At 37.9% G+C, this 22,917-nt stretch carries 21 protein-coding genes; 11 read left to right on the top strand and 10 right to left on the bottom strand.

What is annotated here, in order from left to right:
- Positions 1–54 precede the first annotated feature (54 nt).
- The 3 genes from recA to BV902_RS04265 all read left to right on the top strand — a co-directional run bounded on the left by recA (position 55) and on the right by BV902_RS04265 (position 3,239).
- A complete protein-coding gene (gene recA, locus BV902_RS04275) occupies positions 55–1,080 on the top strand; it encodes a recombinase RecA (RefSeq protein ID WP_046674918.1) in 1,026 nt (341 codons plus the stop codon).
- Positions 1,081–1,271: 191 nt separating this feature from the next.
- Complete coding sequence (locus BV902_RS04270; RefSeq protein WP_075990901.1) at positions 1,272–2,039, top strand: endonuclease/exonuclease/phosphatase family protein; 768 nt, start codon at positions 1,272–1,274, stop codon at positions 2,037–2,039.
- An 18-nt stretch (positions 2,040–2,057) separates the two neighbouring features.
- The gene (locus tag BV902_RS04265) at positions 2,058–3,239 is read left to right on the top strand and encodes a metallophosphoesterase family protein (RefSeq protein ID WP_083663473.1); all 1,182 of its coding nucleotides are present in this window, start codon (positions 2,058–2,060) and stop codon (positions 3,237–3,239) included.
- A 63-nt stretch (positions 3,240–3,302) separates the two neighbouring features.
- Here BV902_RS04265 and pruA read toward each other — a convergent pair whose 3' ends face one another.
- The 6 genes from pruA to BV902_RS04235 all read right to left on the bottom strand — a co-directional run bounded on the left by pruA (position 3,303) and on the right by BV902_RS04235 (position 7,658).
- Entirely contained in the window at positions 3,303–4,940 is a 1,638-nt protein-coding gene (gene pruA / locus BV902_RS04260) for an L-glutamate gamma-semialdehyde dehydrogenase (RefSeq protein ID WP_075990900.1), read from the bottom strand.
- A gap of 168 nt (positions 4,941–5,108) precedes the next feature.
- The gene (gene msrA, locus BV902_RS04255) at positions 5,109–5,768 is read right to left on the bottom strand and encodes a peptide-methionine (S)-S-oxide reductase MsrA (protein ID WP_075990899.1); all 660 of its coding nucleotides are present in this window, start codon (positions 5,766–5,768) and stop codon (positions 5,109–5,111) included.
- A 155-nt stretch (positions 5,769–5,923) separates the two neighbouring features.
- The gene (locus BV902_RS04250; protein WP_075990898.1) at positions 5,924–6,532 is read right to left on the bottom strand and encodes a superoxide dismutase; all 609 of its coding nucleotides are present in this window, start codon (positions 6,530–6,532) and stop codon (positions 5,924–5,926) included.
- A gap of 101 nt (positions 6,533–6,633) precedes the next feature.
- Positions 6,634–7,101 carry a nucleoside deaminase gene (locus BV902_RS04245; protein ID WP_075990897.1) on the bottom strand — a complete coding sequence of 156 codons (468 nt, stop codon included), beginning with the start codon at positions 7,099–7,101 and terminating at the stop codon, positions 6,634–6,636.
- Positions 7,102–7,110: 9 nt separating this feature from the next.
- Entirely contained in the window at positions 7,111–7,452 is a 342-nt protein-coding gene (locus tag BV902_RS04240) for a tRNA-binding protein (RefSeq protein WP_075990896.1), read from the bottom strand.
- Positions 7,449–7,658 carry a hypothetical protein gene (locus BV902_RS04235; RefSeq protein ID WP_070561956.1) on the bottom strand — a complete coding sequence of 70 codons (210 nt, stop codon included), beginning with the start codon at positions 7,656–7,658 and terminating at the stop codon, positions 7,449–7,451. The genes BV902_RS04240 and BV902_RS04235 overlap by 4 nt, the downstream gene beginning before the upstream one ends.
- 87 nt (positions 7,659–7,745) lie before the next feature.
- Between BV902_RS04235 and BV902_RS04230 the strand changes: the two genes are divergently transcribed.
- The 5 genes from BV902_RS04230 to BV902_RS04210 all read left to right on the top strand — a co-directional run bounded on the left by BV902_RS04230 (position 7,746) and on the right by BV902_RS04210 (position 15,982).
- Complete coding sequence (locus BV902_RS04230; protein WP_075990895.1) at positions 7,746–8,342, top strand: porin family protein; 597 nt, start codon at positions 7,746–7,748, stop codon at positions 8,340–8,342.
- 171 nt (positions 8,343–8,513) lie between these two features.
- Positions 8,514–9,284 (top strand): succinate dehydrogenase cytochrome b subunit, encoded by a 771-nt coding sequence (locus BV902_RS04225; protein WP_046674909.1) that lies wholly within the window; start codon positions 8,514–8,516, stop codon positions 9,282–9,284.
- 57 nt (positions 9,285–9,341) lie between these two features.
- Complete coding sequence (locus BV902_RS04220; protein WP_075990894.1) at positions 9,342–11,276, top strand: fumarate reductase/succinate dehydrogenase flavoprotein subunit; 1,935 nt, start codon at positions 9,342–9,344, stop codon at positions 11,274–11,276.
- A gap of 14 nt (positions 11,277–11,290) precedes the next feature.
- A complete protein-coding gene (locus BV902_RS04215; RefSeq protein WP_172840644.1) occupies positions 11,291–12,064 on the top strand; it encodes a succinate dehydrogenase/fumarate reductase iron-sulfur subunit in 774 nt (257 codons plus the stop codon).
- Positions 12,065–12,361: 297 nt separating this feature from the next.
- On the top strand, positions 12,362–15,982 hold the full coding sequence (locus tag BV902_RS04210) for an ATP-binding protein (protein ID WP_083663471.1): 3,621 nt from the start codon (positions 12,362–12,364) through the stop codon (positions 15,980–15,982).
- Positions 15,983–16,293: 311 nt separating this feature from the next.
- Here BV902_RS04210 and BV902_RS04205 read toward each other — a convergent pair whose 3' ends face one another.
- From BV902_RS04205 to BV902_RS04195, 3 genes are all read right to left on the bottom strand, one after another.
- Positions 16,294–17,220 carry a hypothetical protein gene (locus BV902_RS04205; RefSeq protein ID WP_157625880.1) on the bottom strand — a complete coding sequence of 309 codons (927 nt, stop codon included), beginning with the start codon at positions 17,218–17,220 and terminating at the stop codon, positions 16,294–16,296.
- A gap of 99 nt (positions 17,221–17,319) precedes the next feature.
- Positions 17,320–18,471: a GDP-mannose 4,6-dehydratase gene (gene gmd, locus BV902_RS04200; RefSeq protein WP_075990892.1), complete on the bottom strand. Its 1,152-nt coding sequence runs from the start codon at positions 18,469–18,471 to the stop codon at positions 17,320–17,322.
- A 248-nt stretch (positions 18,472–18,719) separates the two neighbouring features.
- Entirely contained in the window at positions 18,720–19,274 is a 555-nt protein-coding gene (locus BV902_RS04195) for a lipocalin family protein (RefSeq protein ID WP_075994619.1), read from the bottom strand.
- A 54-nt stretch (positions 19,275–19,328) separates the two neighbouring features.
- Here BV902_RS04195 and BV902_RS04190 point away from each other — a divergent pair, with 54 nt between their 5' ends.
- The 3 genes from BV902_RS04190 to BV902_RS04180 all read left to right on the top strand — a co-directional run bounded on the left by BV902_RS04190 (position 19,329) and on the right by BV902_RS04180 (position 21,373).
- Positions 19,329–19,661, top strand: a complete 333-nt coding sequence (locus BV902_RS04190) for a hypothetical protein (RefSeq protein ID WP_046674904.1) — start codon at positions 19,329–19,331, stop codon at positions 19,659–19,661.
- Positions 19,662–19,748: 87 nt separating this feature from the next.
- A complete protein-coding gene (locus BV902_RS04185; protein WP_075990891.1) occupies positions 19,749–20,663 on the top strand; it encodes a lysylphosphatidylglycerol synthase transmembrane domain-containing protein in 915 nt (304 codons plus the stop codon).
- A 2-nt stretch (positions 20,664–20,665) separates the two neighbouring features.
- The gene (locus BV902_RS04180; RefSeq protein WP_075990890.1) at positions 20,666–21,373 is read left to right on the top strand and encodes an SDR family NAD(P)-dependent oxidoreductase; all 708 of its coding nucleotides are present in this window, start codon (positions 20,666–20,668) and stop codon (positions 21,371–21,373) included.
- Between the two features lie 159 nt (positions 21,374–21,532).
- Here the strand turns inward: BV902_RS04180 and BV902_RS04175 are convergent, their stop codons facing one another.
- Entirely contained in the window at positions 21,533–22,906 is a 1,374-nt protein-coding gene (locus BV902_RS04175) for an alpha/beta hydrolase family protein (protein WP_075990889.1), read from the bottom strand.
- Positions 22,907–22,917: the final 11 nt, after the last annotated feature.

Raw genomic sequence — 22,917 nt, 5'->3', positions numbered from 1 at the left:
AATATTTGGTTTATGATTTTTAATTTTTAATTTTGAGAAATATATACTAAAAATATGAGCAACACAGATAAACTAAAAGCTTTACAGCTGACGTTAGATAAATTGGAAAAGAACTTTGGAAAAGGTTCAATTATGAAATTAGGTGATACTGCTGTTGAGCCGATCGAAGCTATTTCTACAGGATCTCTAGGCTTGGATATCGCCTTAGGAATTGGCGGTGTACCAAAAGGCCGTATCATTGAAATATATGGACCTGAATCTTCAGGTAAAACTACCTTAGCAACTCACATTGTTGCCGAAGCACAAAAAAAAGGCGGTATTGCAGCAATCATTGATGCTGAGCATGCTTTTGATAAATATTACGCTCAAAAATTAGGCGTAGATGTAGAAAATTTATTGATTTCTCAACCAGATAATGGTGAGCAAGGTTTAGAAATTGCTGATAACCTAATCCGTTCTGGTGCAATCGACGTTATTGTTATTGACTCCGTTGCCGCTTTGGTGCCAAAAGGTGAGATCGAAGGCGAAATGGGTGATTCTAAAATGGGGCTTCAAGCTCGTTTGATGTCACAAGCTTTACGTAAGTTGACAGGTACAATTTCAAAAACAAACTGTTGTTGTATTTTCATCAACCAATTGCGTGAAAAAATTGGTGTGATGTTTGGCAACCCAGAAACAACAACTGGTGGTAATGCATTAAAATTCTACGCTTCTGTACGTTTAGATATCCGTCGCACATCACAAATCAAAGATTCTGATGAAGTATCGGGTAACCGCGTAAAAGTGAAGATTGTAAAAAATAAAGTTGCCCCTCCGTTCCGCATAGCGGAATTTGATATCATCTTTGGTGAAGGTATCTCTAAAGTAGGTGAAATCATTGATCTAGGTGTTGAATATGGTATTATTAAAAAAGCAGGCTCTTGGTTTAGCTATGGTGAGACCAAATTAGGACAAGGTCGAGATGCTGTTAAAGCCTTATTATTCGACAATCCGGATTTAATGGACGAACTTGAAGCTAAAATCCGAGCTGAAGTGACAGGAGAAGATCCAATGCTTAACATCGAGGAAAACGAAGACTAGTTGCTGTAAAAATTAGTATAATGTAGGTAGCCATCCTGTTTAGGATGGCTATTTTTTTTGCGAAAATTCAAGTGCTTAGATGATTATTTTGTTACATGTCCAAAGTTTTCAATTTGTACTAATAGATTTTATTAATTTTAGCAGGTCGAGCCAAAAACGCCTGACATCCAATGCTAAACTTAATATAAACAATGAATCGTAAACTAATTCTATTTCTTTTAATACTGCTAGGCTCAGTATTTCATCTACATGCACAAACGATACGCATACTCTCCTTTAATATCCACCACGGAAACCCACCCACCGAAAAAGAATCAGTTGTCAACCTTGACACAATTGCCAAAATTATTAAAAATTCAAAAGCTGACCTCGTAGGTCTTCAGGAAATCGATGTCAATCTCGGTAGATCATACTTTGAAAATCAAGCCAAAAAATTAGCCGAATTAACAGGCATGCACTATATCTTTTCCAAAGGGATAGACCTGGATAAAGGTGAATATGGTACCGCCATCTTATCAAAAAATCCAATTGAACGTGTAGAGAAACACTTTCTACCTTCCCCTGTGCAAAGCGAAACACGTAGTTTATCTGTAATAGAAGTCACGATACACAAAAGGAAAATCTTATTTGCAAATACACACCTTGACCTGAAAGACAAAAACAAAATCGAACAGGCAAAATTCATCACCAAGCGTTTCAAAAACGAAAAGTTACCCACTATCCTTGTCGGTGATTTAAACTCAGAACCCAATGATCCAGCGATTACTGAACTTAGCAAAATATTCACAAAAAGCAGCATTGCTAACGGATTTACGTTTCCTCAAGATAAACCCACTACTGAAATCGACTATATCATGATCAATACACCATCTGCCGCAAAGTTCTCCAACCACCGTATTCTGAACGAACAATATGCGAGTGATCATCGGCCATTATATGTCGAGATAAACATTAAATAACCACTTGTGATCTTAAATATGAATTTTAACAGAAGAAGATTCTTAGAATCCCTGGCTCTGGCCGGGATTACATTACCTAATATAAGCGTCGCGCAAGAAAAAGACGCAAATGAGGCAGAAAGCGAGTTCAGTTTTGTCGTACCTGCCTATCTACAAAATCAAACCGAAACAGGAATCAGTATTTTTACGATTTTGAGCAAAGATGCCTTTGCTTGGCTCGAGATACTGGACAATGGAGGGAATGTCCAAAAAAAGATCTACCAATCCGAAGATGGGATGATCAATGCCAATACTGATTTTTTTCATTTTACAATTGAAGACGCACCGCGTTCATTTCGTTATCGCATCAAAGCGAAGGAAGTGCAAAAATTCGATCCTTATAAAATCGTATACGGCCAAGAAATAGAAACCCCTATTTTCGAGGCCAAATTAGCCAAGAACAATCAAGAACAGATTCGCTGTCTTGTCTATAACGATGTACATGAGGAAAAAAGCAGTTATCGTGACCTTATTCCGCATCAGGATATTTCACCCTACGATTTTTTTGTACTGAATGGTGATTCCTTTCATTATGTCACCAATCAGCAAGATATTACGGAGAAACTACTAAAGCCAATTGAATTTTTTGCGACAGGAAAACCATTCATTATGAATCGGGGAAACCATGAGACAAGGGGATCCTTCGCACGTAATTTCAAAAGATATTTTGGTTATCCTGACAACAAGTATTACCAAGCCTTTAAAAGAGGTCCTATTTTTTGGATCATGCTGGACAGTGGCGAAGACAAGCCTGACAATCATGAGGTATACGCCGGAACAGTCGATTATGATAACTACAGAAAAGAACAGGCTCAATGGCTGGAAAAGGTTCTACAATCCAAGGAAAGAAAGAGTGCACAGCACACTGTTGTCATTAGCCATATACCGATTTTTCATTCGGATGACTGGCATGGTACCTTGAATAACAGAGCATGTTTCCATCCCTTGTTTCAGAAATATAAAATTGATGCCATGATCTCTGGTCATACACATCAATATGGCTACTACCCTGCAGATAAAGACCACAATTATCCTGTATTTATAGGGGGAGGTCCAAAAGTTGGGAAAAGAACTATCATCGATGTAGCCGGGAACAACAAGTCATTGAACATACGGATGACTAGAGACGATGGCACAGAACTGGGATTATTTAAGAAATAGAAAAGGGCGCTTAATAAGCGCCCTTTTCTATTTTGATTGAAGAAAGCTGCTATGCGAGCTTCCTTATTCTCCCTTTTCCAAGAAAGGGTATCTATAATCTGTATCTGGATTAAATGTTTCTTTGATTGTACGAGGAGACACCCAACGAAGCAAATTGATCATTGATCCCGCTTTGTCGTTTGTACCCGAGCCTCTAGCACCACCAAACGGTTGTTGACCTACGACAGCACCTGTACACTTATCATTCACGTAGAAGTTACCAGCGGCATGTCTTAATTTATCTGTTGCTAAATTAATGGCATAGCGATCTTGCGCAATGATTGATCCAGTCAAGGCATAAATAGATGTTGTATCAACAATATCTAAGGTTTCTTCAAACTTAGCATCCTCGTAAACATATACGGTCAAGACAGGTCCAAACAATTCCTCAACCATTGTCTCGTAATCCGGTTTTGAAGCCTCAATGATTGTTGGATGAATGAAATATCCTTTAGATTTATCGTATGTACCACCAACTACAATTTCTGCGTCATTAGATTCTTTAGCTCTGTCGATATACTTCGCTAATTTATCAAATGACTTCTCATCAATTACAGCATTGAAAAAGTTTGTAAAATCTTCTGTTCCACCGATTGTAAAAGATTTTACGTCAGTCGTCATAGATTCTTTCAATGCAGGCCACAAGGATTTAGGAATGTATGCACGCGATGCCGCAGAACATTTTTGACCTTGGTATTCGAAAGCACCACGAACCAAAGCTGTATTTGCAGCTTTTAAATCGGCCGAAGGGTGTACAACGATAAAATCCTTACCACCAGTCTCACCGACGATACGTGGATACGTTTTATAACGGTGGATATTGTTACCGATCGTCTTCCAGATATCCTGAAATACTCCTGTTGAACCAGTGAAGTGGATACCTGCGAAATCTGGGTGTTGGAAAATTACGTCACCTGCATCAGGACCTGAAACATACACCAAGTTGATTACACCATCGGGAAGACCCGCTTCACGGAAAATTTTCATCAATACATTTGCTGAATAAATTTGGGTATTGGATGGTTTCCATACCACAACATTACCCATCATTGCAACACAGGAAGGTAGATTACCCGCAATAGCTGTAAAATTGAATGGAGTCAATGCAAATACAAAACCTTCAAGAGGACGTTGTTCTACACGGTTCCAAACACCTTTACCCGATATAGGGGGTTGTTGTTTATAGATTTCGCTCATGTATTGTACATTGAAACGCAAGAAATCCACAATCTCACATGCCGAATCAATTTCTGCCTGATATGGGTTTTTCGATTGCCCCAACATCGTAGCAGCATTCAATTCATAACGGTATTTTCCCGAAATCAATTCAGCAGCTTTTAAGAATATCGCAGCACGATCTTCCCAAGTAAGGTTTTCCCAATCCTTTTTTGCCGCTAAAGCTGCATTGATTGCATCTGTTACGTGAGATTTATCGCCTTGATTGTATTGACCTAAAATATGTTGGTGGTCATGTGGAGGAGCTAGGTTTACTTTTTTAGAAGTAGTGATTTCTTTACCACCAATATACATTGGGATATCGATTTGTTTCGAACGTGCCTCATCAATTGCTGCTTTCAACAATTTACGTTCTTTCGTTCCGACAGCGTATGTGTACACCGGTTCATTGGTAGGAACAGGAACTGTAAAAAATCCTTTAGACATATTACAATTATTAATTATTCATCCAAAAAATACTATTTAGGAATCATGAAGCGATCAAGTTCGTTCATTCCATTATTTGCATCAGAAACCATGGTTTCAACTTGTTAGCATGACACTAAATAGCGTTAATAGAAGTAAAATTACCTCAAATTTTATGAATACCCAAAGTTACTGTCCCTCTTTGAGCACCTTGGAAAAGATACGTTTAAATTTTTCCAATTTCGGTTTAATCACCAATTGGCAGTATGGCTCTTTTCCATTTAATCTATAATAATCTTGATGATAGTCTTCTGCCGGATAAAATACTGTTGCCGGAACTACTTCTGTTACAATAGGTTTATTGAAAACATGCTCCTTCTCTAACGCCGAAAGATAATATTGCGTCTTATCAAGCTGCTCTTTATTGTGCACAAAAATAGCTGAACGATATTGGGTGCCAACATCATTCCCTTGACGATTGAGCTCCGTTGGATCGTGCGCTACAAAAAAGGCCTCCAATAGTTTGTCGTAGCTGATCACTTTTGGATCAAAAATAATATTGGTTGCTTCCGCGTGCCCTGTACTTCCGGTACAAACCTGTGCATAACTTGGATTTGCTACCCATCCGCCAGTATATCCTGAAATAACATGTACAACACCCTTTAACTCTTTAAATTGTGCCTCAGTACACCAAAAACATCCTGCAGCAAATGTTGCGGTATCCAAACTCGCCGTATTTTTTTCAGGCAATTTGGTGAAATCAGGTTTCTTTACCCGAAGCCCTTGCTGCTGCCCCTGGCAGGAGTTCAATACAAAAAGTGCTGTTAAAAGTATCAGAATATTTCTCATAAATAATTACCCTTCTTCTTTCCGTTTATCTTCCCTGAACTATTGGAGTTAAATTCATGCCCTATAAACAAATACCCACTAGATTTTGTTTATAAAATAGAAAAGCGACAATAAATTATTATTGTCGCTTTTCTATTGCGCTATCAAATGATCAATTATTTTGCTGCAGCATAATTTTCAGCTACGGCATCCCAATTGATAACATTAAAAATTTCTTCTAAATACGCCGGACGTTTATTTTGGAATTTCAAGTAATAAGCGTGCTCCCAAACGTCGATACCTAAAATAGGAGTTCCTTTTACTTCAGCAACATCCATCAATGGATTGTCTTGGTTTGGTGTAGAAGTTACGGCCAATTTACCATCAGCACCAACGATTAACCAAGCCCATCCTGAGCCAAAACGAGTTGCACCAGCAGCTTGAAGTTGTTTTTTCAACTCATCAAATGAACCAAATGTAGCATTGATTGCTTCGGCTAATTCACCTGTTGGAGCTCCACCTGCATTTGGGCCTAAAACCTTCCAAAACAAAGAGTGGTTATAGTGACCACCACCATTGTTACGTACTGCTGCGCTGTATTTACTTACATTTTTAACAATATCCAATAGGGATAAGTTTTCTGCGTCTGTTCCTGCGATTGCTTTATTTAAGTTATCCACATATGCCTGATGGTGTCTGTCGTGGTGGATTTCCATTGTAGTTTTGTCAATATGTGGTTCCAATGCGTCGGCTGCGTATGGTAACGCTTCTAATTCAAATGCCATATCTATTTTAATTTAAATGTTTATTACTTCGTTTATACATACAAATATAACACAATATACACCGTTATGTTTTTATGTGTTACAATAAATCCAATATTTCTCTACCGTTTTTGACGAAAAAATGATTTTACCAAATCCGCACATTCGTCCTGCAAAACGCCATGTGTAATGACAGTTTTGGGGTGTAATATTTTATCGTGAAAATGAGAATAGCCACGTTTTTCATCTTTGGCTCCATAGACTATTTTACCAATATGTGTCCAATAGGCTGCACCGGCACACATAATACAAGGCTCAATAGTAACATATAATGTACATTCATCCAGGTATTTGCCCCCAAGGTAATTTGCTGCTGCTGTAAAAGCCTGCATCTCCGCGTGAGCTGTTACATCATTCAATCGCTGCGTCAAATTATGACCTTTCCCTATAACACGTCCTCGATGAACAATAACCGCTCCAATCGGCACCTCTCCCTCTTCGTAAGCGACCTTAGCTTCATTCAATGCCATACGCATGAACGACTCGTCACTATCGATGAGTTGTGTTCCTTCAAAATCTATAAATGTCATGGTACAAACTTAGCTAAGTTTAGATCCATTTGGTAATTTTTTGTCGACAGATGTCAAAATAATATCTCCATTTTCGTCCGGAAATCCGGTCACTAGACACTCAGAAAAGAAATTAGCGATCTGCTTTTTGGGAAAGTTCACAACTGCGACAACTTGCTTCCCAATCAACTCCTCTTTGTTGTAGTGTACTGTAATCTGGGCACTACTCTGTAATACACCAATTTCATCGCCGAAATCAAGTTTCAATTGATATGCTGGCTTTTTAGCTCTTGGAAAGTCTTTTGCTTCTAAAATAGTTCCTACCCGTAAATCCACTTTCTCAAAATCGCTCCAACTAATGGCATCACTCATAATCGGTTGCTACTAATATCCTGAATCTCTTTACCTATCGTAAATAAAACATAGGAAGGCTTCCGTCCCAAACGTAAAGACAATCTATTGATCAGTTTATCTTCCTCTCCTGCTTGAAAAGCTAAATCTTCATCACTTAAGTGGTTGTACTTGCGACGGAGTTTTTCTTTGGCTACTTGCCACTGTTCTTCGTTAATTTTCAGCATAACTCAGATTTAGGTATAAAATTTGTATATCTTTACTGAACTGTAAAAGTTTGTTTAAAGATACAATATATACATAAATAAAAGATTATGAAAAAGATTTTACCAGCATTACTTTTGATTTGTGGTAGCGTAGCAACGGCACAGGCGCAGCTTTTGCCAGGGTTTGAGGTGGGTGTAAAAGGAGGCTTGAACTTCTCTAAACTTAAAAGCGATGGAAAATATTTCAATTCTGACACGAAAGCAGGCTACCAAGCAGGTCTTTATGGACGTGTTGGTGTATTGGGATTCCATATTCAGCCTGAGGTTTACTTAACAGGTAAAAACACGACAGTGAAAGCAGAAAATGGCGAATCGACAGATGTAAAATTTACAACGGTCGATGTTCCGGTATTATTAGGCAAACGCTTTGGTTTAGGTCCGATTGGAGCAAGGATTCAAACTGGCCCAATATTTTCATTTAAAGTCGATGACAAGCAAGATAAAGTCATTGACCAATTGAACCCAAATAACTACAAAAAAAGTGGTACGTCTTGGGCATTTGGTGTAGGTGCTGACATTTCAAGCTTACGTGTCGATGTAAGATATGAAATGGGCTTAAACAAAGTCAACAACGAGAGCCAGGCAAATCCCAAAATCAACATGTGGAGTATCGGTTTAGGCTATAGATTATTCAGTATCCTATAGTTCTTTAAAGCTTGTTCATATACTGTTTAAAAGTCCGTTTTTATTCAAAACGGACTTATTATTTCAATAAACTTTAGAACCGTTCTAAATTATTGCTTTTTCTTGTCAAAATGGTATCATATTTAATAGCAAATAGTAGATTTGCCTAATTCAAATTAAATTACAAGGATAATGAGTAAATCAAAGCCAGTTTTCAGTTCTTCGATTGGGAAGAAGCTAATCATGAGCTTAACAGGAATCTTCCTATGTTTATTCCTAGTTGTTCACTTGGTTGGTAACTTGCAATTATTTAAAGATGATGCGGGTCTAGCGTTCAACAAGTACGCCTATTTTATGACTCACTTTACACCAATCAAAGTTGTTTCTTACTTATTGTATGCTTCGGTAATTGTTCACGTCATCTACGCTATTACATTGTCGATGAAAAACAAGGCCGCTCGTCCTATTGGTTATGCCAAATATGATGGTCAAGCAAACAGCAAGTGGAATTCACGCAACATGGGTATCTTAGGTACTGTCATTTTAGTATTCTTAGCTACGCACATGTCTAATTTTTGGTGGAAGTTTCACAATGATGAAGTGCCGTACATCGAATACCGTACTGATTTGGCAACTGGACAAACCACAGCGAGAGAACTTCAAGCTTCTGAATTCCACGACTACCAAGAAACGGTAGAAAACAATGTTCAAATCTTAAAAGCGAGAGATTTGTACAAGCAAGTTGACTTTGCATTCAAAAATGTTGCATTGGTAGCTTTGTATGTTATTGCGATGGCAGCTTTGGCATTCCACTTAATTCATGGTTTCCAATCTGCATTCCAAACTTTAGGTTTTAACCACAGAAGATATATTGGAATCATCAGAGCAATCGGTGTTTGGGTATTTGGGGTATTAATTCCAATTGGCTTTGCAATAATGCCATTGTTTTTCTTCTTTAAATAATTCAGAATCTTTTAAGATAAAGCTCAGGCTTTATCGATCAATATAAAATTAAGAGATATGTTAGATTCAAAAGTACCAGCGGGCCCATTAGCCCAAAAGTGGTCAAATCATAAATTTAATCTTAAGTTGGTTAACCCTGCTAACAAACGTAAATTTACTGTTATTGTTGTTGGTACAGGTCTTGCTGGTGCATCTGCAGCGGCATCTTTAGCCGAATTAGGATATAATGTAATTACCTTCTGTTACCAAGATTCACCTCGTCGTGCGCACTCTATTGCGGCACAAGGTGGTATTAACGCAGCAAAAAGCTACCAAAACGACGGAGACTCTGTTTTCCGTTTATTCTACGATACAATCAAAGGTGGTGACTACCGCTCACGTGAGGCAAACGTTTACCGTTTGGCAGAAGTATCTGTCAACATCATCGACCAATGTGTTGCGCAAGGTGTTCCTTTTGCACGTGAATATGGTGGTTTATTGGACAACCGTTCTTTCGGTGGTGCTCAGGTAAGCCGTACCTTCTATGCACGCGGTCAAACGGGACAACAATTGTTGTTGGGCGCTTATTCAGCGTTAAACCGTCAAATCAAAAAAGGAAAAGTAAAATCTTATACGCGTCATGAGATGTTAGACTTGGTTATGATCGATGGTCATGCTAAAGGTATCGTAACTCGTGACTTGGTTTCCGGTAAAATCGAAACTCATGCTGCACATGCAGTATTGATGTGTACTGGTGGTTACGGTAACGTATTCTTCTTGTCTACAAATGCAATGGGATGTAACGTTACAGCAGCTTGGAGAGCACACAAACGTGGTGCTTACTTTGCTAACCCTTGTTATACTCAAATTCACCCAACGTGTATCCCGGTAACAGGAGATCACCAATCTAAATTGACATTGATGTCAGAGTCTTTACGTAATGACGGCCGTGTATGGGTTCCTAAAACTCAAGAAATGGCAGAAAGATTACGTAAAGGTGAGATCAAAGCCAATGATATCAAAGAAGACGACAGAGACTATTTCTTGGAGCGTAAATACCCTTCATTCGGTAACTTGGTACCACGTGACGTAGCATCACGTAATGCAAAAGAAGCTGTTGATGATGGTCGCGGTGTTGGAAAAACTGGTTTCGCCGTATTCTTGGATTTCAAAGAAGCGATCGGTCGTCTAGGCGAAGACGCTGTACGTGCTAAATATGGTAACTTATTTGACATGTACTACCAAATCACTGACGAAAACCCTTACAAACAACCAATGCGTATCTACCCTGCTGTTCACTATACAATGGGTGGTGTATGGGTTGACTACAACTTGATGACTACAATCCCAGGTTTGTATGCTTTAGGTGAGTGTAACTTCTCTGACCACGGTGCAAACCGTTTAGGTGCATCTGCATTGATGCAAGGTCTTGCTGATGGTTATTTCGTGATCCCTTACACTGTGGGTGATTACTTAGCTAAATTAGGTTCATTCGCACCAGTAGATCACAGCCACCCAGCGTTCGAAGCTACACGTAAGGAAGTTGAAGACAAAATCAACAAATTGTTGTCTTTAAACGGTACAGAAACTGTTGATGATATCCACAAAAAACTAGGTCTCATCATGTGGGAATATTGTGGTATGGCTCGTACAGCTGAAGGATTACAAAAAGCACAAGGTTTGATCCAAGAGTTGAAAAAAGAATTCTGGACAAACGTTAGAGTACTTGGAGAGAACGAAGAATTAAATCTTTCTTTAGAAAAAGCTGGTCGCGTAGCTGACTTCTTAGAGTTAGGAGAGTTAATGGTTGTTGACGCATTGCAACGCGCTGAGTCTTGTGGTGGTCACTTCCGTTTAGAAAGCCAAACTGAAGAAGGTGAAGCAAAACGTAACGATGATGAATTCGCCTATGTATCTGCCTGGGAATATAAAGGAGACAATGTACCTGAGGAATTACACAAGGAAGACTTGGTATTCGAGAACGTTCAGTTAACACAAAGAAGTTATAAATAAGAAGGAAAATTATCATGGCACAACATATGAATTTAACGCTGAAAGTTTGGCGTCAAAAAAATGATAAAGATAAAGGTCAATTTGTAACTTATCAGGCAAACGATATCGCTGATGATATGTCTTTCTTAGAGATGCTTGATATTGTCAATGAAGAATTGACTCGTAAAGGAGAAGATCCTGTATATTTCGATCACGACTGTCGTGAAGGTATCTGCGGGATGTGTTCATTAGTAATCAACGGTCGCCCTCACGGTCCTAAAGAAGGTACCACAACATGTCAATTGCACATGCGTAGCTTCCACGATGGACAGACAATCGTCATCGAACCTTGGAGAGCTGCTGCATTCCCGGTATTGAAAGACCTTGCAACAGACCGTACGGCTTTTGACCGCATTCAACAAGCAGGTGGATATGTTAATATCAATACAGGAGGTGTTCCTGACGCCAACACGATTCCTATCCCCAAACGTATTGCTGATGAAGCTTTCGAATCGGCTACATGTATCGGTTGTGGTGCTTGTGTTGCTGCATGTAAAAATGCTTCTGCAATGTTATTTGTATCTGCAAAAGTCTCTCAATTTGCCTTATTACCTCAAGGTCAAACTGAGCGTTACGAACGTGCGCAGGCAATGGTTGATCAAATGGATGCAGAAGGCTTCGGTAACTGTACCAACACGGGAGCTTGCGAAGCAGAATGTCCTGTTGGTATCAAGTTAACAAACATTGCTCGTCTAAACCGTGAGTATTTGACTGCTAAAATCTTCCGTCAAGAAGAGCCACACGTTTAATTAGCATAGTAAATCCTTCATGTTTTCGCTAGCATCAACAGCTACGAAAACCTAATGAAGATTCTTTCTGGCCCATGAAAATAAGCAATCCAGAAAAATAATATAAAAGTCCTTGCCCTAAGAAAGCAAGGACTTTTTTTTTATATTTACAATAATGTAAATTGATGAACGTGAATTCTGGTATAAAAATTCGACTACTCTTACTTATCTTGACTTTATGCTTTATAGGAACAGCTATCACCATTAAAGAATCTGTTACCAATAAGGAAATACTAGACATTGATACAAAATCACTCAATGACTACATCGCGCAACAAGAAAAAAAAAGTCGATCGTATTTTCAATGATTCACTCCTGCTCAAAACATTTAAAAACTACGATCAGTATCCGATAGCAGTTTATCAGGCTTTTGAAAAATTTAAAACCAACGAGAAGGTTTTTCTATTTCTTTTTAAGGACCATGAACCGAAGATGTGGAGCACACATCTATTCGTGCCTATCACAGATCAGGGATTTCCAGAAAAATCCAATTTTATTCAGGATGATAACCGTTCTTACGTTGTTCGAAAAAAAACAATTGGCAATATCAGTATACTCGCCTATATTATTGTAAAAGGCTATACAAATAACAACAACCCCTATTTAAATAGCTCTTTGCGGAGAAACTTCTTCGACTCCAGAAATATTGACATCGCCTCCTATACAGACACGGTCACCATTAAAAATATCTATAGCAATGAGGGGTCTTATCTGTTCTCCGTTAAGCTAAAAGATGGAGAGCATGAAAATGCCTATACAATTTTGCAATTCTTCTGCTGGCTCCTTGCCTGGATCGCGTTACTGATCTTCTTCAATAGCCTCTGCTTACATATGGCCAAGACAGGAAGGGCCTGGTGGTCTGCGATACTGCTATTGTCGATATTTAGCCTTGTCAAATTTGCCGATCTTAAGTGGAACCTGCTGTCCGAAAATGCGACATTTTCAATTTTCGACTCACGGAATTACGCCTATAATCGCTTCTTCCCTAATATATGGTCCGTGATGTCCACCACCATATTGGTGCTATGGTTGGTTCTATTTATCTATTCAATTCGCAAAGAGCTCAACTTTGACAAAATAAAAAACATCCGGCTCTTTAGAATTCCTATCGCAATCGGATTTATTCTAAGTATATATCTATCGTTCGGTCTATTGTATGACATCGCTGGTACATTGATTACACACTCCAACAACATCTATTTTGATTTCACAAAACTTGTCGATTTACATTTTTTAAGTTGGGTAGATCTAGGCATTGTTGGCATGGGTATTTTGGCTTTAAGTATCTACATTGATCTTGTACTATTTTTTCTTAAAAAATTAGAATTAAAACCGACGCAGCTGCTCAATATTCAACTGGCATGTGTCATTTTTGTCATCCTGATCATTTCCTTTTATATAGAGAAAAATAGCCTGGTCAATTTGCTACTCGCGCTGATCATCCTTATTAAATCATTTGGCGAGAAGTATTTCGATAGACATATATTAACAAATTATATTGCTGTACTGATACTTTGGGCAATCATAAGTGCGATCACGCACGCACGTTTCTATCAGGAACGGAACTTAATCGACATGAAAATCTTGTTGAGTAATCTACAATCAGAAGATGATGTCAATGCTGTCTCATTATTCTCTGATATTGAAAGTAGCTTAGCAAACGATCAAGAATTAAAACACTTATTTAATATCAGCCTTCCCTATACCAATACCGAGGGGATCAACGATTTTATCAAGAAAAAATACTTTAGTGGCTATCTTTCCAAGTACGAGTTCAAAGCATATTATTATGATCAGAATAATATTCCGCTCAATCCAGCCAGTCAGAATAAGATCAATGAATATCGAGAAAAGGTAATCAACAAGTCGATAAAAGTCACGCAGAACTTCTACCGTGCCAGTGCGGAATTAGGTACGCATGAATACTTCTCCATTATTCCTGTCACCATTGACCAAAATAGGATTGTCAATGTCATCATCAATCTTTCCAATAAAGATTTTAGTTATACGGTTCCCTATCCCGAAATCCTCACCGATATGCGGATCAACAATTCGCAATATTATAATAAAGGGGATTATTCGATAGCCCTCTATAAAGGAGGTTCTTTAATAACACAGTTTGGGAAATATACCTACGAGAACAATTTAAGGGGGCTGAAAGGTGTTCCAGGAGAATATATTCAAGTACTGGACCGTGATGCATACCTACATATGGCTTATGTTGCCAATAAATTCTCAACATATGTTATCAGTAAACAAAAACCTTCTTTTTGGGACTATCTAGCGACTACTTCATTTTTGTTCCTGGTATTTTTTATGATTTTCATGTTTTTCCATTTCATAAAATCATTCTATATCTTTCTTAAGAATACCAAGCTAACTTTCCGTAATTTAAAATATCAGTTCTACAAAATAGTAAATAAAATACAGTACTCTACACGTATTCAAACCTCCATTATCTCATCGGTAATACTAGCTATCCTCATATCTGCAGTAATTTCGTATATAAGTATCAACAAGCAACTTTATAACAACAATAAAGCAAGTAAGGAACGTTTTATTATCGAATTGGGCAAACGGATGGAAAATATGTTGACCTACACAGATGAAACATCCACCGAGACGCAGCTTATCAGCATGCTCAAGACATTATCTGAAACAATTTCCAAAGACTTCAATCTTTATTCCAAATCAGGCAGGTTGCTTTATAGCTCGCAACGTAGAATCTACGATCTGGAACTTTTCTCTACTTTCATTAATCCAGCTGCACTGAAGAATCTTTCTATCTTAAAAAAATCGGAGACGATTGAAGATGAGCGTATAGGAACTTTTCAATTTGAGACCAGTTATGCAACCATTAGGGACAAAAACTATAATACACTCGCTTATATAGGTATACCAAACTTCTCGCTTCAGAAGGAAGAAAATATTAATAAGAATCTTCTTTTAAATACAATAGTGAACATTTATTCGCTGATCATCATAGGCTTTGGTTTTTATGCGACATTTGTGGCCAACAGTGTCACCAATCCATTGAGCATCATCAGTAAGAAGATCTCACAACTACGCCTGGGACAACCCAACGAACCTCTGTTTTGGCAACGAAATGATGAAATAGGTACATTGATCAAAGAATATAATCTCATGATCATAAAACTTGAGGACTATGCCAATAAAATCAAAGATACTGAGCGAGAATCCACTTGGCGCGAGATGGCTCAACAAATAGCCCATGAAATCAAAAATCCGCTGACCCCAATGAAATTAGGCATTCAGCAACTCCGTAGATCGTACAAAGATGAAGACCCTAAATTTCCAGATCGCTTCAATAAATTCTCCACTTCATTTATCGAACAAATCGATGCATTGACGCATATTGCCTCAGAATTTTCGCACTTCGCAAAATTCCCAAATACGGTAATGGAAAACATCAATATTGTAGAAAAAGTAACAAAGTCCATTTCCTTGTACAACAATACACCAAATGTAAGTATTCGTCTCATTAACAATGCCGATCACAAAACCCTAATTGTTAAGGCTGATGGTAATGAATTATTGAGAACCTTCAATAACTTAATAAAAAATGCGATTGAAGGCGGTTATGGGCGAAAAAACATGAAGATCGAGATTTTCATTGAACGCTACTCAGACAAATTTGTCAAGATAGACATCAAAGACAATGGTTATGGAATTCCCAAAGAGATGCAGGATAGAATTTTCCAGATTAATTTCACGACAAAGAGTTCAGGAAATGGTTTAGGGCTAGTTCTTGTCAAAAAAACAATTGAAGCCAGTAATGGGCAAATTTATTTTGAGACTGTAGAAGGCGAAGGTACAACCTTCCATATACTGCTTCCTTTGCAACAGATAGAGTCTTAATATGTGTAGATAGCAATCAACAAAAATAAGACATCGAGGAAAGCTTATATGCGCTCTATCTCCAGTGTCTCTAAATAAGGACCTACCACTCCATTTGTGTAAAGAAGAAGCTGTCACACCAACTGATGTAGATAAAAATATAGCGTTCAATTAGGGTATAACTCAAACACTGATAGCTATAAAACTAACCAGTTAATGGATAGCCTTATTATTTTGCTTTAAGGATCAGTATAACAAGAACAGTATACTATAAACAAAAAAGCTCTTTGCATGACCGCAAAGAGCTTTTTTTGTTTATAGTGTATCTATTTTTAACGCAATACAACAGTAGATCGTCCCATGATTGCATTATCTTCATATAACAAAACCGTATAGGCCCCTTTAGAGAATCCTTCTTCTGCTGCCCAATAGACGATATAATCTTCACCTTTGTTGGTAAATAAAATATTGTGTTTAAAAGTATATTGTAATTTCTCGCCATGTACATAGAAAATATTATCGCCTTGCACGACCAGATTTCCCTGTGGATCGATAATTCTAACATATATATCACGTTCTCCACTTTTAGCCAACGGATTATCAGCAATGGTAAAGTTGATTTTTAACTTATCGATTTTTTTAGCACGTTCTTCTACAAATTCCTTTCCATTCTTTTTGACTTCAAGGCCATTTATACTGATGCTTGAAACCTTTAATGCTGAAGCAGTCGCGACCTTCTCTTTCAGATCCGAATTTGATGTAACTAATGAAGTAATCTGTTTTTCTTTTTCGACAACAGATTCGCTCAAGTTGGAGTTTTGCTTCGATAAAATCTGATTTTCCTGAATCAGCCGTTGCACATTTACACGATAAGTATCCACCTGCTTCTTAAGCTGATTGATCTTGTGCTGTGCTTCATCGATATCTTTCGCAGTAATACTCTTATTTTCAAGTTTTTTACGAAGCTCTGCGATCTCAGCTCTAGAATCATCCTTCTGCACGGACATCTCTGGAGTCAATTGAACATTTTCTACATCAATTTTATCCAATTCAGCTTCAATACGATCGATTTGTACCTGCAAATTTTCTTTTTCTACTGTAAGTGTATAGACCTTTTCACCATTGGTCTTAAACTTGACATAAAAATATATATTCGTTGCAAGTAATGCTGCTATCGCAATGATAAAGAAGTAAATCTTCGAAGAATCTTTCTTCTTCTCTTCTTCTTTCTTACTCGAAACAACTTCTGAATTTATCATAATATACTGTCATATTCATAGGTATAAATCTATAAATTTATACTATTGAATGTTTAAACAAAAATTATTCCAGTTTTATTTTTTATTACCAATTATGAATTATTCAAAATAATTCAAGGTCTCAAATCCGCCTTGTTTTAAGTATTCTTCCTTTCTCATCAGGTGAAGATCGGATTGTACCATATCTGTTACCAGCATCTGAAGATCATATTTTGGCGTCCATCCAAGTTTTGTATTTGCTTTAGTCGGATCACCAATTAGTAAATCGACTTCAGTTGGCCTATAATATGCTGGATCAACTTTGACAACAGTCTGACCGAATTTAATCAGCGACTTATCAATATTTAACTGGGCTAGGCGCTCCTCGTCAATATCGATAATTACCCCCTTCTCCTGCTCTCCCTTTCCACTGAACTCAATCTCGATTCCCAATTCTGCAAAAGCCATGCGAACAAAGTCCCTTACAGTTGTTGTCACACCTGTAGCAATAACAAAATCTTCTGCGGTTTCTTGTTGTAGAATCAACCACATTGCTTCTACATAATCTTTGGCATGCCCCCAGTCGCGTTGTGCCGACAAATTACCAAGATATAATTTATCCTGCAGCCCTAGCGCAATTTTTGCTACAGCCCTTGTAATTTTACGTGTCACAAAAGTCTCTCCCCTTACAGGGCTCTCATGATTGAATAAAATTCCATTACAAGCATACATCTTATAGGCTTCACGATAATTGACAGTAATCCAATAACCGTACATTTTTGCTACAGCATAAGGACTTCGCGGATAAAAAGGTGTTGTTTCACTTTGTGGAACCGCTTGCACCAATCCATACAGTTCGGAAGTAGAAGCCTGATAGATACGGGTTTTCTCAATCAATCCCAATAATCTGACTGCTTCAAGAATCCGCAATGTACCGATACCATCGGCATTTGCAGTATATTCCGGCGTATCAAAACTAACTTTTACGTGAGATTGCGCCGCAAGATTGTAAATTTCGTCAGGCTGTGTTTCCTGTATAATACGGATTAAGTTGGTTGAATCCGTCAAATCACCAAAATGCAATGTGAAATTTCTATTGTCAAGATGGGGATCTTGATAAAGATGATCAATACGATCTGTATTGAATAAAGAACTGCGACGCTTTAAACCGTGTACTTTGTAACCTTTCTTCAATAGGAATTCTGCTAGATAGGCACCATCTTGTCCTGTTATACCTGTTATTAAAGCAGTTTTCGTGTTTTGTTCAGCCATGTTTCTCTCTAGATTAAGCAATACCTGACGAAATCGTTAGGTATATATCCCATTTTCATACTTAAAATAAGCTTATACGCTCATAAGATTATCATGCATAGTTGGCTTTTTCACTGTATCGGTAAATTCCGCAGCCTATGACACAAATAAATCATAATGAATTGGGAGTGTAAAAGTATTAAATTTTAAACAAAAAAAGCCATAGGAATTCCTATAGCTTTCTGTTATTCTTCTTTTATCGTTTACGTTTAGTTCGAACGCGTAAAATTAAACACTAAATAGGCTTCTCCGTTAGCAACAGTCAATGGCATACGCATAACTAATTTATTCCCATCCGAATAAGATAAATCCAAACGGTAACCTGTTGTTACGTTCTTCGCTTTATCGCCTGCATAAATCTTTTTAAATTGAAACTGAGGTTCTCCTAAGCCTTTTCCAGGATTATAGATAGACCAAAAGATCTCACGTGATGCACCCGGAGCACATAAAGTTCCTTGCGCATTAAAAGTAATAGATCCTTTACCATTTCCAATAAAATTCCATGTACTACCTACGAAACATTCTGCAGGAGCTTCTTCAAATACACTTTTAATCGTGAATGAAGAAGGTAAATTCTCTCTATCGATTGTATTCAACGTCCATGTACCTTTTACAGCGGATTTCCAATCCGAAGCGCTTGGACCAGAAGCTGCACTCGTGTTGGAAGAAGGATTTCCAGTTGATGTACCTTGCTTTTGTGCTCCACAAGAAAATAAGGTCACCGTAGCAAAAATAGTTGCTAATGATAAAACGAATCGATTCATATCTATAAATTTTAATTTCAAATTGTATTTTTGGGGTAAATTAATCCACAAAACATGAAAATTACAGCCAAAAATCATACCATAAGCAAAATAATCGCAAAAACGCTGTTAAGGTTATTTATCATTTTATTGGCCTTTGCTTCTTATCCGCTTTTTTTAGGACAGGAAGCAAAAAGCAAATTGAATCAAATCAGCCTTGCTTTTACGAACAAGATAGCTCTCATCGCTCCTATCTTGTTATTTTGCTTCATCATTGGATTAATGATCGCTGTGCTCAAGCACAAATATAACAGAATTGACCTAAATTGGCTATTTTCTCTTGCTACTATCTTTGGTATTTTATATTTGATATTATTGTATTCAAGAATTTACCCAACGATTGCTTAAGTGTAATTGCACAATTCGCCAAAGTTTCTAACTTTGGATTCTCCAAAAAGCTAATTACAGCCGAACAAGATTGGATGTATAATTTATATGGATAAAAAAAAAGGGCTAAAAATAGCCAAAAATATAGCAAAGATTGTCGTTACTGTGGGCGCCTTATACTGGGTATTCAGCAAGGTATCTCTAAAGGATCTGAAAGAAGCGGTAATCAACTCCAATCCGCTCTATCTATTCTTTGCTCTAGTTGCTTATAGTATCTCTATTTTTATTTCCTCTTCGCGCTTATTGACCTTTTTAAAGGCAATCGGTCTGGATGTTACGGAAAAATATAATTTAAAACTATACCAACTTGGCTTATTTTACAACCTCATTTTACCAGGTGGCGTTGGGGGAGATGGTTATAAGATATTCTTCCTCAGGAAACGATTCAATATTAAAGGACGAAAATTATTTACAGCCTTATTTTTAGATAGATTAAGCGGACTATGGGCACTATGCCTAATCATTGCAGCGCTGGTTACCTATATGCCACAGCTAGGGATTCCAAACTATCTGACCATCATATTATTTATTATAGGGAGCGTTCTCTATTACTTTATCGTAACCAAGTTCTTTAAGGAATACAAGGCAACATTTCTAAGAGCACATTTAAAGGCTATTGGTGTACAATCAATGCAGGTTCTCGCAGCAATTCTCATTCTTTATGCCTTAGGTTTTAGCGGTAAGTTCTCTCCGTACCTATTTTTATTCCTTGCATCTTCTTTGGTTTCAATCATTCCGTTTTCTGTTGGGGGATTGGGCATGCGTGAACTTGTGATTATGTGGGGAGCTGGCATATTCCAGGTAGACTCTCACAATGCGGTTTTGATCACCTTATTATTTTATATTATTTCCGCTCTCGTTGCTCTTTCGGGAATTTATTTTATCTTTCATCCGCAGGCAATTGGAGAGGACAAATTACCTTCAGCAGAAGAAGTTGAACAAAGTCAAAAACTAGAAGAATAAACATGGCAAATATTATTATTACAGGCGCAAGCAGTGGTGTTGGATTTGAAGCCGTACTGGATTTGACCTCTAAAAAGGACAATAAAGTAATTGCATTGGCTAGATCAGCGGACAAACTGAGAAAACTTCATGAAATTGCCGGTCAGCTAAATTATGATGGTGGCACTTTATATCCGGCCCAATTTGATATTGTCTACGATGACTATGCTACTCTTGTTCCCTTCATCCAATCAAAATTTGATAAGGTTGATATCTTGATTAACAATGCTGGAGCACTCATCAATAAGCCATTTATGGAAACTGATGGAAAGGATTTTGCTGAAATGCTACAAACCAATGTGATGGGACACGTCAATATGATCCAACACGTTGTTCCCATGATGCAATCAGGCTCACATATTGTCAATATTAGCAGTATGGGCGGATTTCAGGGATCCATGAAGTTTCCCGGACTTTCGGCATATTCAACCAGCAAAGCTGCATTAGCAGTGCTTACAGAATGCTTAGCAGAGGAATTTAAGGAAAAGGGAATTAAAGTGAACTGTCTAGCCTTAGGATCTGCACAGACTGAAATGTTCGAAGCTGCTTTTCCAGGCGTTGAAGCGGGTACTTTAGCCTTTGAAATGGGACGCTATATTGCAGATTTCGCTCAAAATGGGCATCACTATTTCAATGGGAAAATACTTCCTGTCGCCAATACAACACCCTAACTGGAATAGCGCACTTCAAAGAGATATCCCTTGTTCTAATACAGTCAGGTTGATCTAATATAGTCAGGACCATTTAATGTACGATTAAATGGTCCCGATTTCTTTAAGCTTATTTGATCCGGAAAAAATATTAAGATTCGCGGCATTCAGTTGATTAAATCAATTTGTCTTCAGTTTAAGCCATTTCGTAAGGTCATCCATCAATTGTTCATTAAAGCTCTCTGAGTTTTCAAAATATTCTTCAATTTTTCCTGTTTGCGCATTTTGAAAAAGGTGATTCAAATTAGGATAATCCTTAATGATGACGTCGGTGGTGTTTAAATGCAGGTGTTGCAGACAATAGATGTTTTCATTCGCCGGGACTTGAACATCCTTTCCGCCGAAGGAAGCGAAAATCGGTACTTTCACCTGCTTCAGATAATAAGCTGGATCGATGCGAAGAAACGTTCTAAACCAGGGGCTCATCATTGGACTAAGTTTAATTTTCATATCAGGAGACAGTGGATTCCCGTTATTTTGCTGAATAAGTTCTTTTTCCAACGATTCGGCCAACGCCTTTGGTGGCTCGTCTTTCAATAGAATAGTATACAATTTTCGATTATTTGCTTTATTGGTCTGCAATGCAGCTTCAGATAATCCGCCCGCTTTTCCTAAAGCATCGCTTTGTAAAATCAGCAAAGAATCTCCTTTGATCACAGGTCCAGACAGGAGTGCAATATAGTTTACTTTACTATTCTCGGATGCCACGATTTCGGCAATTAGCGCTCCCTCACTATGGCCAATCATCCCGATTTTATCGACATCAACTACAGCTTTTTTGCTTAGAAAATCAACTGCAGCGTTAGCATCAGAAGCGAAGTCAATCGTTGTCGCTAAATTAACTTCTCCTTTGGAGCCACCTACTCCCCTGTCATCGTAACGTAATACGGCAAAACCGTTTTTCGTAAGATGATCAGCAAGCACCTTAAATGGCCTGTGACCAAACACCTCAGAATCTCTATTTTGTTGACCACTACCATTGACTAATACCACCGCAGGAAATGGCCCTCCATTTTTAGGATAAGTCAGAGAGCCCGTCAGAAATGCATTGCCTGCACTATTTCTAAACGAAACTTCCTCTTCCATATAGCTATAAGGGGGGAAAACATCCTGCTTACGAGAAAGCCCACTCTGTTCGTTCTCGCTTCGTACCAAAATCATAGCAGATTCAAAAGGACCTTGTTTCATCACTCCTTTCATAACATCTTTATCCCGGTCTAAAAAGCCAGCATACAGAAGACCTATATTCCTAACGTCCATCCAAATGGAATCGTGCTCTATACGTATTTGAGTGATTGCAAATTTCTGCGCTGTTTGCATCGGACTCTCAAAGGTTCCATTCCACTTCCCTGTGCTATCTTTTTGAATGTTGAACACCAGCAGCAGCTTCTGCCCCGAAACCTCAACCTCGCCCTTCCATGAGCCATCAAATGTCTGCGCGTGGGTACATGAAAAATGAAAACAAATGATAAATAGATATAAAAATTTTCTCATTGTCGTTTTTT

The organism is Sphingobacterium sp. B29, assembly GCF_001952815.1.
Classification (GTDB): Bacteria; Bacteroidota; Bacteroidia; order Sphingobacteriales; family Sphingobacteriaceae; genus Sphingobacterium; species Sphingobacterium siyangense.
Note: the sequence above shows the minus strand (reverse complement) of the source record. Positions and strands in the feature narration are given on the sequence as shown.

What these genes read in the sequence shown, in the direction of transcription:
- recA (WP_046674918.1), top strand. Translation starts at nt 55, where the DNA reads ATGAGCAACACAGATAAACTAAAAGCTTTACAGCTGACGTTAGATAAA.
- BV902_RS04270 (WP_075990901.1), top strand. Translation starts at nt 1,272, where the DNA reads ATGAATCGTAAACTAATTCTATTTCTTTTAATACTGCTAGGCTCAGTA.
- BV902_RS04265 (WP_083663473.1), top strand. Translation starts at nt 2,058, where the DNA reads ATGAATTTTAACAGAAGAAGATTCTTAGAATCCCTGGCTCTGGCCGGG.
- pruA (WP_075990900.1), bottom strand. Translation starts at nt 4,940, where the DNA reads ATGTCTAAAGGATTTTTTACAGTTCCTGTTCCTACCAATGAACCGGTG.
- msrA (WP_075990899.1), bottom strand. Translation starts at nt 5,768, where the DNA reads ATGAGAAATATTCTGATACTTTTAACAGCACTTTTTGTATTGAACTCC.
- BV902_RS04250 (WP_075990898.1), bottom strand. Translation starts at nt 6,532, where the DNA reads ATGGCATTTGAATTAGAAGCGTTACCATACGCAGCCGACGCATTGGAA.
- BV902_RS04245 (WP_075990897.1), bottom strand. Translation starts at nt 7,101, where the DNA reads ATGACATTTATAGATTTTGAAGGAACACAACTCATCGATAGTGACGAG.
- BV902_RS04240 (WP_075990896.1), bottom strand. Translation starts at nt 7,452, where the DNA reads ATGAGTGATGCCATTAGTTGGAGCGATTTTGAGAAAGTGGATTTACGG.
- BV902_RS04235 (WP_070561956.1), bottom strand. Translation starts at nt 7,658, where the DNA reads ATGCTGAAAATTAACGAAGAACAGTGGCAAGTAGCCAAAGAAAAACTC.
- BV902_RS04230 (WP_075990895.1), top strand. Translation starts at nt 7,746, where the DNA reads ATGAAAAAGATTTTACCAGCATTACTTTTGATTTGTGGTAGCGTAGCA.
- BV902_RS04225 (WP_046674909.1), top strand. Translation starts at nt 8,514, where the DNA reads ATGAGTAAATCAAAGCCAGTTTTCAGTTCTTCGATTGGGAAGAAGCTA.
- BV902_RS04220 (WP_075990894.1), top strand. Translation starts at nt 9,342, where the DNA reads ATGTTAGATTCAAAAGTACCAGCGGGCCCATTAGCCCAAAAGTGGTCA.
- BV902_RS04215 (WP_172840644.1), top strand. Translation starts at nt 11,291, where the DNA reads ATGGCACAACATATGAATTTAACGCTGAAAGTTTGGCGTCAAAAAAAT.
- BV902_RS04210 (WP_083663471.1), top strand. Translation starts at nt 12,362, where the DNA reads ATGACTACATCGCGCAACAAGAAAAAAAAAGTCGATCGTATTTTCAAT.
- BV902_RS04205 (WP_157625880.1), bottom strand. Translation starts at nt 17,220, where the DNA reads ATGATAAATTCAGAAGTTGTTTCGAGTAAGAAAGAAGAAGAGAAGAAG.
- gmd (WP_075990892.1), bottom strand. Translation starts at nt 18,471, where the DNA reads ATGGCTGAACAAAACACGAAAACTGCTTTAATAACAGGTATAACAGGA.
- BV902_RS04195 (WP_075994619.1), bottom strand. Translation starts at nt 19,274, where the DNA reads ATGAATCGATTCGTTTTATCATTAGCAACTATTTTTGCTACGGTGACC.
- BV902_RS04190 (WP_046674904.1), top strand. Translation starts at nt 19,329, where the DNA reads ATGAAAATTACAGCCAAAAATCATACCATAAGCAAAATAATCGCAAAA.
- BV902_RS04185 (WP_075990891.1), top strand. Translation starts at nt 19,749, where the DNA reads ATGGATAAAAAAAAAGGGCTAAAAATAGCCAAAAATATAGCAAAGATT.
- BV902_RS04180 (WP_075990890.1), top strand. Translation starts at nt 20,666, where the DNA reads ATGGCAAATATTATTATTACAGGCGCAAGCAGTGGTGTTGGATTTGAA.
- BV902_RS04175 (WP_075990889.1), bottom strand. Translation starts at nt 22,906, where the DNA reads ATGAGAAAATTTTTATATCTATTTATCATTTGTTTTCATTTTTCATGT.